Origin of the sequence: Reichenbachiella sp. MALMAid0571, from assembly GCF_040151475.1 — a bacterium.
Lineage (GTDB): Bacteria > Bacteroidota > Bacteroidia > Cytophagales > Cyclobacteriaceae > CAXBNB01.
The window spans coordinates 66,714-82,306 of sequence record NZ_JBDKWG010000153.1 but is presented as its reverse complement, the minus strand read 5'-3'; the positions used below and the strand labels follow the sequence as shown (position 1 = coordinate 82,306).

Genomic DNA, 15,593 nt, shown 5'->3' with positions numbered 1-15,593 from the left:
CAAAAAATGACAAAACAAGAATTTTTCGAATTGGCAGATAGATACAGTATGTATCAGTGTACCGAAGAAGAAAAGAAACTATACGAACAATTTTGCAATCAGATGTCAGAGCATAATGTTATTGATTCCTGGGATGTAAATGAATTGGAAGAAACCAGAATTCGCTTATTGTCTAAATTAACTGAACGGATAGTATCTGACGAACAACCAACAAGGCAATATTGGAAATCTACACTTAAAATAGCCGCATCCATCACGGTGATTTTTGGTTTAACCTGGTTTTTTTATCAGAAAGACAGTGTATATCCCGAACAAGACAGCTTACAGTTGGTTGAAAAACGTACCAGTGCAGGTCAAAAGTTAACGGTAGTTTTACCAGATGGCTCTACCGTAAGGTTGAATTCTGAAAGTGAAATAAGTTACAATGAAAACTTTAGTAATTCCATTCGTGAGGTACAACTTAAGGGGGAAGCTTTTTTTGATGTAGTGAAAAATCCAAACCTTCCCTTTAAAGTAATTACTGAAAACCTGACAACCACAGTGCTTGGTACATCTTTCAACGTGGATGCCTATAATGCAGCTGATCAAAAAGTTACAGTAGCAACAGGTAAGGTTGAAGTTGAACTCAATAATACAAGTGACTCAAAAAAATCGAAAGTGTTTCTGATTCCACGTCAGCAGGTAGTAGTCTCTGAGACTAGTAATGATTTGATAGTAAATACAGTAGAATTGGAAGAAGCACTGGCATGGAAAGACAATCGCTTGGTTTTCAAAAATGTCAGTTTGTTGGAGGCGTCAAAAGAACTGGAAAAATGGTTTGGTGTAAAAATTAAATTTTCAAATGAAAAAATTAAGAGTTGCAAATTCAGCAATGTGTATTCCAATGAACCTCTGGAAAAGATTCTTAAAGAATTGAAATTCATTCTCAATGTGGATTACGAAATATCGAAAGAAAACATCATCACATTAACAGGAAATGGCTGTACCATTTAAAAACGTGCAATATGACGAAGTAAAGATTTGTTGACCCTATTTTATGTGCCTGCTAGGCAGGAAATAAAAAAGCTCAGGATTGCTGTAACAATCCCAAGCCGAAAACTAATTATAAGTTTTACCATCTTAATTGTAAAAATATGTATTTAAAATTACTTAAAGTACTGATGTTCGCATCAAAGCAACTTTTTTATGTCTTTTTGGTTCAGGTAGTGGCAATGCAATTGCTACTGGCCACTAATTCTAATAGCCAAAAATTGGAAGAGATTTTTGTTGATCTCGCAGTGGAAAATGTGAGCTTGCAGCAGCTACTGGATCAAATTAGTCAGAAAACAAATTTTACTATTGGCTATGAAACCAATCTTGTAAACAAGGATGAAAAATATACTTTCGTTTCAAAAGGTGAAAACTTTGAGCTTCTATTGTTAGAAATAGCCAAAAAGGCTGAAGTGAAATTCAAAAGGATCAACAACAAACTGTTGGTATCCAAAGACCCCAGAAACATTGCTGAAAAGAAAATTGAAATTATCCTGGAAGTGGATATTTCAGGAAAAGTCACAGATGAAAACGGAGAAGGTCTTCCGGGTGCTTCTGTGGTTATTAAAGGTTCAGCAACTGGTACTACTACTGATTTTGACGGTAATTATAAATTGGCGGTTCCTTCAGATGCTACCATCATAGTTAGTTTTGTTGGTTATAAAAATCAGGAAATAGTAGTTGGCAGTCAGTCGGTAATTGATATCACCATGCAGGTGGATGCGGAGCAACTGGAGGAAGTGGTAGTGACAGCACTGGGAATAGAGAAGGATGCAAAAGCCCTGGGTTATGCGGTGACGCAACTGGATGGAAAAGGCTTTACTGAAGCCAGAGAAATTAATGTTGGAAATGCATTGACTGGAAAAGTTGCAGGTGTAAATGTATCAAATATTGCTTCTGGTCCTGCAGGTTCTACCAGAGTGGTCATTCGAGGTAATAGTTCAATTTCAGGAAACAACCAGCCGTTATATGTGGTAGATGGTGTGCCTATAGATAATACTACTTTGGGTTCTGCTGGTCAATGGGGTGGGAAAGATTGGGGAGATGGTCTGTCCAGTATCAATCCTGATGATATAGAGTCAATGACCGTTTTGAAAGGAAACAGTGCTGGTGCTTTGTATGGCTCCAGAGCTTCAAATGGTGTGATTTTAATAACTACCAAAAAGGGTAAAAACAGAAAGGGAATTGGGATAGAACTAAACTCTAATTTCACTTTTGATAAAATAATAAACACTTACGACGACCTGCAAACCGAATATGGTCAGGGCAGATTGGGGCTAAAGCCAACCACTGCTGAAGAGGCTTTGTCGTATGGAAAAAATACCTGGGGAGCTAAATTGGACGGGTCACCAGTTTACCAGTTTGATGGGGTAGAAAGACCATATTCTTATGTCGGAAACAATATCAATAATTTTTACAACACTGGAAAAACATTATCTAACACTGTCTCTCTGACCGCAGGTGATGAAACGAAGAATATTAGAGTGTCTATTTCCGATATGGACAACACTTCGGTTATTCCGAACAGTGGTATGGATCGTAATACATTTACGGTAAGTGCAAATGGAAAATTCGCTAAAAAATTAACCCTTACCACCAAAATTCAATACAATATTGAAAACGTAAAGAATAGGCCAAATCTTTCAGATTCACCGGGTAATACCAATTACTCGGTGGCCAATATGCCTACCAATGTCGATGTACGGACGTTAAAAGGATCAACCTCCAAAATAGGAGCAAATGCTGATGGTACAGAATTGGGGCAGAACAATAATGCTTTTGTAAACAATCCATATTGGACTGCTTATCAATATGAAACCAGAGATAAAAGAGACAGGTTGATTGCTTCTGGTCAGATGCGTTACGATTTTACAGACTGGCTTTACCTTCAGGGTCGGGTAGGAACGGACTGGTACACTTCCAGAAGAAGAGACTTAGTGCCATACGGTACAAATGGTTCCAATGGAAGTTTGACAGAAACGGAGATCAGACAAAGGGAAACCAATGCCGAATTTATATTTGGCATGGATAAAACCTTTGGTGACTTCCGTATCAATTCATTTTTTGGAGGAAATAGAATGAGGAAATCAAATGAAAGATTCGACCTGAGTGGAACAGATTTTCAGGTACCGTTTTTTCATTCAATAACCAATTTTGTAAACGTTCAGAGCAATTTGGATCAGGGAGAGGTTGGAATTAATTCTTTGTTTGGATCTGCCGAAGTTTCTTACAAAAATGTGCTCTTCTTAACAATGACCGGAAGAAATGATTGGTTTTCTACCCTTGAACCGGAGACCAACAGTGTGTTTTATCCCAGTGCAGCATTAAGTTTTGCATTCTCTGACCTTATGGAATTACCTTCATGGTTTACATTCGGAAAGGTCAGGACTGCATGGTCTGAAGTTGGCGGTGCACCACTAACTCCATATAGAACAAATCTGACATACAACATAGTTGGTGGCCATCAGGGAGCTTCACTTGGGAGTGTTTCCAGTTCAGAAGTACCAAACAGAGCATTACGACCTTTAAAAGTATCAGAAATTGAAATCGGAATGGATTTACGGTTTTTCAACGATAGGTTAGGACTGGATATCGCCTACTATGACAGAAAAACAACCAATGACATATTGAGCGCAACTTTATCAAATGCTACTGGTTTTAGTTCTGCTGCAGTGAACATTGGGGAAATGACCAATAAAGGTGTCGAATTGTTATTGAGAGGAACACCAGTGAAAGGGGCATTTACGTGGGATGTATCATTTAACTATGCGAACAATAAAAATGAAGTTGTAAAGTTAGCCGATGGGTTGGATGTTCTGGTAGCAGACCAGTCCAGAACTCAGCGGGCCTGGATTCAGCATATTGTTGGGCAACCTTTTAGCTCTATTGTAGGATACAGACAACAAAGAATTGATGGTCAATTGGTGTTTGGAGAATTTGGCGGACCTTTTGCAAAAAGGGATTCCGAAACCAGCATACTTGGCAAAGGAGTAGCACCTGTTACCGGGGGCATATCAAATGATTTTTATTATAAAAACTTCAACCTGAGTTTTCTTTTAGGTTTTCAAATGGGAGGAAGTATCCATTCAGGTACAAATACATTGTTTTATACCAATGGGCTACATGAAGGAACATTGGCAGGAAGAGAGAATGGATTGTCATTTACAGCCCTTAATACGGAAGGAATATCCGAAGATTATGTAGTGACTCCAGAAGAATTGGAAGACTATTATTGGGTTCAATCCAATTGGATTACAGAATATGTGGTATATAGCAGTGACTATGTCAAATTACGTTCGTTCGTATTGGGCTATACATTGCCTGGTAAATTAATAGAAAGAACACCGTTTAATTCTGTAAACATCTCATTCGTAGGTAGAAACCTTTGGTTAATTCACAGTAAGACAGACAATATCGATCCTGAATCCACCTATAATAATGGAAACAGCCAGGGATTGGAGTACACAGCTGTACCACAGTCCAGAAGTTTTGGTTTCAACCTGAGTATTAAATTCTAAAGATCTCTATCATGAAAAATATAAAATTTAAGATAATCATTGCACTATCCATTTTAATATTTAGTTCGTGCAATACAGATGAACTGGCAGATTTAAATAAAAACCCTAATGCAGTCAATGAAATAGATATGAGCTTTTTATTGGCTCAGGCTCAACTCCAAAATTACTCGCATAGATATGGAATGCATCCTTTGGAGACAAATTTGCCTGGCTATGTTCAGCTTATGGCGGCTGTTAGTGGTGCCTGGAATGTGGGGGACAAATACTTAGAAGCATCTCTGAATCAGGGTCAATTTTTTAGCTACTCATACCTGGGGCCTGTTGTCACTATCAATGAAGTGGTAGAACATACTAAAGACGATTCCGACCTTGCAGGTTTAAATGCGGTTGCACGTATTACTAAAGTGATCATTATGCACAGGCTTACCGACTTATATGGTGACATACCCTATTTCGAAGGTGGCAAGGGTTTTATAGATGTGAATTTTTTACCAAAATATGACCCACAGGAAGATATTTATGCGGATATGTTAAAAGAATTGGAAGAGTCTGCAATTATTTTATCAAGTGGTGCAACATTTCAAAATCCAAATCAAGACCTGATTTATGGTGGTGATCTGGAAAAATGGGAAAGATTGGCTAATTCTCTGATGCTCAGGCTTGGAATGCGTATGTCAAACGTTGATCCTGCATCTGCTGAGGCTTGGGTAAAAAAAGCAGTAAGCAGAGGGGTTTTGTCCGGTAATGATGATAATGCCATGATTATTCATACAGCAGGCCCAACAGATGAAAATAGCAACCCTCGTTATGACGCTTATGAGTTGGAGGATTCACAAAAGTTAAGCAAGACGTTTGTGGATTGGCTTAAAGGTAATGATGACCCGCGTTTGATGATTTTCAGCGGTGGGGTTGGTCCGAAAGATGGCCCAATTGATATGGATCCCGCAAATCAGAACGGAATGCCTAGCGGTTATGACGTTGTTACTATCAAAGATTACGAAGGAGTAACCGAGGATGTTGATATCCAAAATACCTATTCAAGGAATAATTTGTTATTGGCAAATAGGGTTGCCCCTTCTCTGTTGTTGGTATATCCCGAGGTAGAGCTACTACAGGCGGAAGCGGCTCAAAGAGGCTGGCTGAGTAGCAGTGCAGCAACACATTACAACAAAGGAGTGGTAGCTGCAATGACCATGTATGATGTTTTTCAGGGACTTCCTACATATGCAACGGAGACTGATGCTAATGATTATCTTACAGCTCATCCATATATAGCTGCGGATGGTTTGGAAATGATAGCGACGCAATATTGGGCACTAAATTTCACTAATTTACCTGAAGCTTTTGCCAACTGGAGAAGGACAGGGTTTCCTGAATTAACCCCAACGGAGTACATTTCCAGTAGAACAGATGGAGTGATTCCCAGAAGGTTTGTTTACCTGCCTAGTGAATCGGCTACCAATGCGGCTAACCTCAAGGAAGCGATAAGCCGTCAGGGACCAGATACCCACACCACCAGAGTTTGGTGGGATGTGCAATAATTAAAATGCTATACCAATAGGAGTACTGATTTCTCTTTTAAAAAAAAGTGATGCAGGCTTCTATTGGCCATATCTGAATCGCCTGGAATTTTTTGATGTCAATCTTCTATTTCTGACTGACATTGGAAACCTGTTTCTCAAGACTAAATGTACTATAAAAGTATGGCACTCAAATTAGATGTTAGACATAGGCAAACCTGGAGGCTTATAAAATTCTTGCTGATAGTATTTGCTTTAAACAATGAATTAAAGGCACAACTCAAAATACAGGTAGAGGATCATTCTGGTATTGCCAGAAAATCTTGGCCAGTCACTGGTGGTGTTCCTTTTGCTAAAGGCAGTGTGTTTCAAAAAGAAGACATTGGGTTAGCAGAAAAAGCCAGTCAATCACGTGTGCTTTCCCGTTGGAGCGACGGATCAATAAAATGGCTACTTCTTGACTATCAGGTAGATATTGAGCCTGAAAATAAGAGTAGCGACACAATAATAATGTCCGGAGAATCTTTGTCAGAAGGTAATGAACTGATAGAATCGAATGATGAGATTTTTGTTGATACCGGAGTATTAAAATTTTCAGTGAGTAAAAATAAATTTGGCTTTATTAATCAAATGTGGCTGGATCTCAACAACAACGGAAAATACGAACTAGGAGAGCAAATAGTGTCTGCCAATAGCGGACAAGATCATTTTATCGACTTACAAGCCAACAATCCAAACCGGCCTACTATTCCTTATTCTATTCGTAATTTAAATGAGGGTACTTCCAGGTCGGTTATTAATGAACAACCCACTGTAAAAGGTGGTTCACGATGGATACGACCTGAAGGTGGAGGAGAAGAAACAAGAAAACGGGCTAGAGATGGAATATATACTGCTGAAATAGTTGAACACGGTTCCCTTCGTACTGTCATAAAATTGAAAGGACGAATTGGGTCTTCTGGTGACGATAATGACTATTCGATATGGATACACGCCTATAATGGAAAATCATTTTTACGGATTCAACACAATTTTATGTTTAGGGGAAACCCGCAAATCACTAACATTCGTCGCATGGGTCTGACTCTTCCTCTTGATTTTACTTCAGCACCAAAATTCAAAGCAGCCGGATTACCGAAGGACGTAACAGTAGGCAATGCTGATAATGCCTATTTATACAATGCAGGACCGGAGGATGTTTTTCATTTGGAGCACAACAGTTTTCCATTGTATTGGAAAGTTCAGGCTGGAACACAAAACGTAGAAGGAACGCAAAAAACGGATGGTTGGATAGAGGTCAATTCCGGGAAATTTGGAGTAACAATGGTGATGAAAGATATGGCATATAAATACCCCAAAGAACTTTCTTACAATGGAGATGGGAAGTCTCTAACTGCTTGGATGTGGCCTGATCATGGCAATCAGGTACTTGATCTGAGAGCGTCAGGATGGGACTATGGCATGCAGGGAATCAGCTTTTCTCATGACATATTTTATAATTTTTCAGGTAAAGCCGATGAGTTGAAAAGCTCAGAATTTGCGGCATTAGTCAATGATCCACTACAGCCTTATGTTAATCCTGATTGGTATAGTTACAAGGAAACCAAAGCTGCTGGAATGATTATGCCACATTCCGATGATAAATTTCCCAAAACGGAAGCGCTGTTGGCAACCGGAACTACTTTCATAGAACGTTCTATGACAGAGTTTGGGTGGCTTGGGATGTTAAATTATGGTGATATGATGTTTATGTATGCATACCAAAAGGAAGACAGGCCATTGGGTACCTGGGGCATATCCAGCAGGTCAGATGATTATGATGGATGGAGACGGGGAAATACCATGATCAGCTATCGCTTGTTTATGCAATATCTACGAACAGGAGAATACAGGTATTGGAAGGCTGCATCAGCCCATCTGGAATTTGTTAGAGATGTACTTATCAAACATTACAACAGCAATGACAGTCGTTTTGTAGGGTTTGGGCGGAGGCATTCAGCTTATTGGGGAGTGACACCTGCTGATGAGAATGACAGAAATGGAGGAGTGGCCTGGGATGGATATGGTACCAATTGGCTGGGTCATTATTTACACTGGAATATGACTGGAGACTGGCGAACCTATGAGGTGATTAATGATATTCGGTATGCATGGAATGAATGGGGAAACAAGGATGTCGATCAGATAAAAGGTGGTGCCTTTGTCGGGTTAAAACTCATCGGTGGTATTCCGGGATATGAAGAGGCTGTCACAGAAGCAGATTCTTTTTATGCTTCTGCCCTAGATAGGACAGCCAATCCCGGAGATGAATGGAGAGACAACACCTGGTTTTTTGGGTATGGCCTTTACCTACAGGATAATCCTCATCCTGGCATTGAAAAGGCAATCATAGATTGGTGGAAAGCAGGAAAGCATAATAAAGACAGATGGGGTTTGTACTGGCATAGAGAATCTATGTCGGCAGCATACTGGGCTGCTAAAGACGATTATAAAATGCGCAATAGTATTTATAAGGAACTATCGACCATAGGAAGTACAGAAAGCCAATCCAGTTCTCGCATAGAAGCGCAAAGTGGGCTTTACAAGACTTATGGCCTTTCGGGTTTGTTTGATTGTGATATAGTGCCACTAGCCGATGCAGTGACAAAAGACACCCAAAAAGGATACTGGAGAGCCAAAGATGATATCATGCAGCAGCAATGGGATGAACCTTTAGGAATGGCTGTTATCGATCACTATAGAGAAAATTTACTAACTTCTGTTGAAAAAAAGGACAGTGAAAACAGCTGGTTTGACTTGGCGGTTGATTCTACAAATATGAATGAATTGTATTTTAAAATCACACTAGATCGTGCTTCTGATTTTGAATTAGAAGTATTCACTATGACAGGTCAAAGCGTTTGGAATTATAATCAAACGGAAAAGAAAAAGGGAGAATACAAAGTGGCGTGGAACGGCTACAAAGATTCAAAAGGGAAAGAAAGAAATGGATTTTACATTGTACGACTTATGGTCGATAGTGATCAAAAGACAAGGAAATTTATTGTTAGATAAAGTATTTAAAAACACGTTAGAGATGCATTTATTTCTTTTCAATAAAACAGCAGGTCGATTGACAATTATGGCTGCACTGTTGTATATCTTATCTGGTTGTCAGCAGCAGAAGAGTTCATTTTCTTTTCATAGTCATTTCAGTCAGGCATTTAAGAAAGAAAAAAATTACACTTTATACCTTCCCGAAGGTTATAATACCTCGGGCAGTGCTTACCCTGTTGTTTATTTTTTTCATGGATGGGGAGGTAGAAACTTCAAGTCCGTTGACGGTAGTGCCAATCTGGAATACGAAATGATAAAGGATTTGGTAGATAAATATCAGGTGATACTGGTAATGTGGGATGGCAACATGGAAGAAGGAGAGCCACGACCTTACAATGTAGGCAATCACCATGAAGTCCGTTTTGAGGCTCAAATGAAAGACTATTTTCTAGAATTGGTTGATCATATTGACAATACTTACCGTACAAAAACAGATCGAAATTCAAGAGGGATAATTGGCTTTAGCATGGGAGGATATATGTCCTTTTTTCTTTCTGGAAAATATCCCGATAAGGTTAGTGCAGCTGTTAACCTGACCGGAAGCCCTGAATTTTTTATTGGCCATCCTGATAATCATACACTTTACCCCTTACGATACACCTTCACTAACCTGAAGGATGTTCAGCTAAGGTTTCACAACAGTTCTAAAGGGGAAATCAGTCCCCTCAACAGAGAGGTACACAATGGTGCACTTTGGGAGAATGATCTTAACTATCAATACTGGGAGTTTGATGGAGGTCATAAAATAGACGATCCGGGGGAAACCCGGGTTTTCGAAATGGCAATGAAATTTGTGACAGATGCTTTTAGAGATCCTATGCCAAGGAAGGAAAAATGGTCTCATTATGACCTGTATTCAGATTTTGATGTTTGGGATTATTCTATTAAAAGTGATAAAAAGAAACCCGGCTTTTTATACCTGAAAAATGTTTCTCAACAAGGTTTTGGTTTTTATACACAAAAATGGCTTCCGCTTGGCCCTCCAATTGGAAGTTGTCAGACGAGCATCAACACTGCTGGTATCTACAAACCAAAGGCTGAATATACAATAGCCAAATACAATAAAAAGGATGGTTCAATGGAGACCTATTTACAGGCTAGTGATGGAGATGGAAGATTGCAATTTCACTTGCCGGGCGATGGGTATGAAGTTGGAATTTATAAAAAAGGAGACGCTCCAAAATTGACGTTTCTGGATTATCAAATAAACGAAAACCAAAAACTCCTTAGGATTGGAAAGGAAAACAAGATATCGCTAAAGATTGGTAATCTGGGTGAAATGGTCAATGCAGAGACCAATATAAAACTCACACTTAGCACTAAGGATAAATCTGTGTCAATTGAAAATGGCGTAATAGAGTTTTTACCAAAAAAAGGAGAAAGGATGTTCCACTCAGACCCGTTCGCAATATCAGCAAATAAGACTCCTCCTACTGATGGGTCACCTGCTTCTATAAGGTTTTTATTATCCATTGAATACGACTCTTATATTTCTGAAGAAGAATTCATAATTCCAGTATTTTTTGATGTTCCTGACTTTAATAGTGTGTCGATTGATGATGGAGTAGTAGTGAATGATGCTGCATATGGTACTGGAAATGGCGATGGGAAAGTTGCACCGGGAGAAGAAATAATGGTTTATACCAATGGTCACAGGACTCAGGTTTTTACTGATGATCCTTACGTGGATCATTTATCCGAAAGGCTTCATGATGAAATGACACCTGCTAAGTGGGATGATGGTATTACCCTGAGTTCGATAATTAAAATAGCTGAAGATTGTCCTGTTAACCACAAAATCGAATTGCTGGCCAGGTATGAGACCAAAGTGTTTGACCCAATAGAAAGGGAGGTCAAGTGGGGAAAGATAGTTTTGACGGTTTCAAAATAAAGAAATCAAGTTGAACAATACTGCTGATACATATAACCAATTTACCAGAGTGATTATGATTGCCATTCTCGTAATTTTAGTTGCTATGAATCTTTCTGCTCAGACTACAACGGAATTGTTCAGCTTACTCAATCCATCTCAAACAGGAGTTGATTTCAACAACAAAATAGTTGACACCAAAGAACACAACATCTTGATTTATTCAAATTATTATGGTGGGGCAGGTGTGGGGCTAGGCGATTTTAACAATGACGGCTTATTGGATATTTTCTTTGCGGGAAACCTGGTGAGCGACCGTCTTTATATCAATGAGGGACAAATGCAATTCGTTGATGTAACCAATTCGTCAGGAATAGAAGACAATGGAGGCTGGTCTTCAGGAGTGGTCGTTGGGGATGTTAACAATGATGGTTGGCAGGATGTCTATGTCACACGGGAGCTTTATGACAACCAACCCGAATTACGCAGAAACAAGTTATATATCAATACCACCAAAAACAATCCTAATCGCAAGGTTTCATTTAAAGAATTTGCTGCCGATTATGGATTAGATGATAGTGCCAGAACAAGGCATGCTGCTTTTCTGGATTATGATAAAGATGGGTTTTTAGATATCTTCTTACTTAATCAACCTCCAAATCCAGGGAATTTTTCTGATTTGTACGACATAGACCTGAAACAGAAAAAATATTCTCCAAGGCTCTACCGCAACAACGGAGACGAAACTTTTGAAGATGTCACTTCAGATGCAGGGTTGTTAAAGTCTGGATTTGCCAATAGTGTTTCCATTTTTGATTCCAACAATGATGGATGGCAGGATATATACATCAGCAATGACTTTGAAGCGCCGGATTGCATATACATCAACAATGGTGACAACACATTTACGAATGTAATAGATGAGTCCATGCGCCATATTTCTTACTACAGTATGGGAGTAGATGCTGCGGATATCAATAATGACGGCAACCTTGACATTATGGTCGTTGACATGGTGGCAGAAGACAATTACCGACTTAAGTCGAACATGAGTGGAATGAATCCAAAGTCATTTAATGACATAGTAGAAAACGGAGGGCATTATCAATACATGTTCAATACCCTGCAATTGAATCTGGGGAGTTTCGATGGACAACCCCAATTTAGTGATATAGCCCAAATGGCCGGAGTATCCAGTACTGATTGGAGTTGGTCAAATGTGCTTGCTGATTTTGACAATGACGGATACAAAGACATTTATGTCACCAACGGCCTCATGCGTGACATCCGAAATACAGATTCGGACAAAGCTGTTTCTAAGTATGTAAGCCAAGTAGTGCAAGACTTCATACAAAATAATCCAGATGCAGGTGAAGTGAGTATTTGGGATATATTGGATTTAGAAAAAACGCTCAGTCATATTCCTTCTGTCAAAATGCCTAATTACGCTTATAAAAACATGAATGGGCATGTTTTTGAAAAAGTGTCAGAACTTTGGGGATTGAACCAGAAGACTTTTTCAGCCGGTTGTGCTTATGGCGATTTAGATAATGACGGTGATCTGGATTTGGTAGTGAGCAATGTGAACGATGTAACGTACATATATCGAAACAACGCAAATGAAATCTCTTCAGGTGGATACCTCAGGGTAAAGCTGACCGATAATAAGAATAATCAGCCGATATTGGGTGCCAGGGTTGAGTTGTTTCAACAAAATAGTAAGCAACTATATGAGTTCACTTCTGTACGGGGCATGTATTCCACCAGTGAGCAGGTAGCACATTTTGGACTAGTCAGTAATTCCATAATCGACAGTGTTAAAATAGTATGGCCAAACGCTCAGGGTTCACTACTGAAAAACGTAACTCCGAATCAGCTGATCTCAATTGATATAAATGAAGCAAAGGATATAGAGGCTGATAAATCGGCTTACAATCCACTCTTTTCTAAGAACGATCAGATCACCCATGAGCATATGGAAAATCATTTTGACGATTTTGAAAAGCAAGTATTACTTCCACATAAGTTATCTCAGTTTGGCCCGGCATTGGCCGTTGCGGATGTAAATGCTGATGGTTTGGAAGATGTCTTTATCGGTGGGGCTTCAGGACAGTTGCCAACTTTGTATTTACAAAACAAACAGGGTGCTTTCGATCAAACATCAAGCAATACATGGTTGTTTTCTAAAGAGTTTGAAGATATAGATGCCGTTTTTTTTGATTCCGACAATGACGGTGATCAGGATTTGTATGTGGTAAGTGGTGGCAATGAATGGCCGGAAAACAGTTCTAATTATCAGGACAGGCTATATATCAATGATGGAAAAGGTGGGTTCACTTACAGCAATGTATCCATTCCAAAATTCACTGAGAGCGGTTCGTGTGTACGTCCATTCGATTATGATGCGGATGGGGATTTAGATATCTTCATCGGAGGCAGGCATACGCCCTGGAATTATCCTTCACCTGCATCAAGCAGGATATTAAACAACAATGGAGGAGTGTTTACAGATGTGACCAATACCATTGCCAAAGATTTACTAAATATTGGCTTAGTGACTGATGCAACCTGGATAGATTTTGATCAGGATGGACTCACGGATTTGATGCTTTTGGGTGAGTGGATGCCCATCACGTTTATAAAAAACACAGGAAAAGGATTTCAGAATATCACCGATCAAATGGGCATATCAAATTCAGAAGGGTGGTGGTTTAGTATAGAAGCGGAAGATATAGATGGCGATGGCGATCAGGATTTAGTGGTTGGTAATTTGGGGCTCAACCACAAATACAAAGCTTCGATTCAAGAGCCATTTGAAGTACATTATGATGATTTTGATCAAAATGGGAGCAACGATATAGTATTGAGTTACTACAATTTTGGCAAGCAATTTCCACTCAGGGGAAGGTCATGCTCATCGGAGCAAATACCCATAATCGCCAGTCGCTTTCAAAGCTATAATGTGTTTGCTGAAGCTACTTTAATGGATGTTTATGGAAAAACAAACCTGGCATCTGCCCTTCACTATAAAGCAAAGACTTTTGCAAGTGTGATTCTGGAAAATCAAGGCAAAGGAAAGTTTCTAATGAGGCAATTACCCGTAGAGGCTCAGGTTTCCAGTGTCAACGATATTCTTGTGGAAGACTTTAACCAAGACGGAAACTTAGATTTGGTAATTGCGGGAAACCTTTATCCTACTGAGGTAGAAACCACAAGAAATGATGCCGGAGTTGGGCTGTATTTGGAAGGAAATGGAAAGGGTGATTTCAAGCCAATTTCACCAGAAAAAAGTGGCTTTTTCTTGTTAGGAGATGTGAAAAAACTTAAAACCATAAAATCGGGAAGCAAGCGATTTGTAATGGCTGTTTTAAATAATGAAGTATCAACAATATTTGAGATAAATGAGAAATAAAAAAAGAGTATGTGATTTTTTCAATCAGCAAGGTGCTGACTATAAGTTAAGTGAGGTATTAAATTATTTTTTAAAGAATATGAAATTAAGAATTGTATTGTACTGCTGTATCGTTTTTTTCTATTGCCAGAATAGTAATGCTCAACTCAAACCAACGATAGGCGGAGAATGGTGGCAGGTAGCCGGAAATCCCGATTTGGGAGATTATACCACAAAAAAACAGCAACCGGTGGACTTTGGAATATGGCAGGCAGCCGATGGTACCTGGCAGATATGGTCATGTATAAGGCATACTAAAGCAGGAACCAAAGAAAGGGTGTTTTATCGTTGGGAGGGTAAAAAACTTACCGATAAAAATTGGAAACCTATGGGCATAGCAATGGAGGCTGATACTACATTAGGAGAAACATCGGGAGGGTTACAAGCTCCTTATGTGATTCAAAAGGATGGTGTCTATTATATGTTTTACGGGGATTGGAACAGGATTTGTCTTGCGACTAGTCAGGACGGTAAGAACTTTACAAGAGTGAATGATCCTGAACCGGATATTTTCTCAGGCCCATACTACAATACACGGGATGCTATGGTTTTTGTCGAAAATGGACTATTCTATTGTTATTATACAGGGCACACCAATGAAGAAAAAGTTGTGAAGGAAAATGGGCAAGAGGTAAAGAAAAGATACATAACTGCCATTTTTTGCCGTACCTCAGCCGATCTCAAAAATTGGAGTGAGCCTGTTGTTGTTTCAGCGGGAGGATCACAAGCAGGTAAAGGGCCGTGGTTTGGGGGAGATGCCGAATGCCCTTTCGTATTAAAAAAGGATGGGTATTATTACTTATTTAGAAACCATGTTTATGGAGAGAAAAACCTGAATTCTCAATATGCATCCCTCAATCCATTTGATTTTGGAGTGGGCAATGACAACTATTTGGTAGGAGAACTTCCAATTGCTGCACCAGAAATAATTACTTTTCAGGGAGAGTATTTTATAGCTGCCTTAAACCCAACTTTGGATGGTATCAGAATAGCGAAACTGGAATGGCTGCCAGCTAATAAGCCAGAGTAATTAAAGTATCATACGTACTTACTTGACAAAAAGCAGTATATTAAGTAAAACTGAAACCATACAGAAACTCAAGCAATAA

7 protein-coding genes are annotated in these 15,593 nt (G+C 39.2%); all 7 read left to right on the top strand.

The window, feature by feature from the left end:
- Positions 1-6: 6 nt before the first annotated feature.
- The 7 genes from AAOP42_RS23410 (at position 7) to AAOP42_RS23380 (ending at position 15,514) form a co-directional block, all read left to right on the top strand.
- A complete protein-coding gene (locus AAOP42_RS23410; RefSeq protein ID WP_349531028.1) occupies positions 7-993 on the top strand; it encodes a FecR family protein in 987 nt (328 codons plus the stop codon).
- 140 nt (positions 994-1,133) lie between these two features.
- Complete coding sequence (locus AAOP42_RS23405) at positions 1,134-4,547, top strand: SusC/RagA family TonB-linked outer membrane protein (protein WP_349531027.1); 3,414 nt, start codon at positions 1,134-1,136, stop codon at positions 4,545-4,547.
- Between the two features lie 11 nt (positions 4,548-4,558).
- Positions 4,559-6,088, top strand: coding sequence for a SusD/RagB family nutrient-binding outer membrane lipoprotein (locus tag AAOP42_RS23400; protein ID WP_349531026.1), 1,530 nt, complete (start codon positions 4,559-4,561; stop codon positions 6,086-6,088).
- A 162-nt stretch (positions 6,089-6,250) separates the two neighbouring features.
- Entirely contained in the window at positions 6,251-9,121 is a 2,871-nt protein-coding gene (locus tag AAOP42_RS23395; RefSeq protein ID WP_349531025.1) for an exo-rhamnogalacturonan lyase family protein, read from the top strand.
- Positions 9,054-11,054, top strand: coding sequence for an alpha/beta hydrolase (locus AAOP42_RS23390; RefSeq protein ID WP_349531024.1), 2,001 nt, complete (start codon positions 9,054-9,056; stop codon positions 11,052-11,054). Before AAOP42_RS23395 ends, AAOP42_RS23390 begins: the two co-directional genes overlap by 68 nt.
- A 10-nt stretch (positions 11,055-11,064) precedes the next feature.
- Positions 11,065-14,445, top strand: a complete 3,381-nt coding sequence (locus AAOP42_RS23385) for a VCBS repeat-containing protein (protein ID WP_349531023.1) — start codon at positions 11,065-11,067, stop codon at positions 14,443-14,445.
- Complete coding sequence (locus AAOP42_RS23380) at positions 14,435-15,514, top strand: glycoside hydrolase family protein (RefSeq protein ID WP_349531021.1); 1,080 nt, start codon at positions 14,435-14,437, stop codon at positions 15,512-15,514. Before AAOP42_RS23385 ends, AAOP42_RS23380 begins: the two co-directional genes overlap by 11 nt.
- Positions 15,515-15,593: the final 79 nt, after the last annotated feature.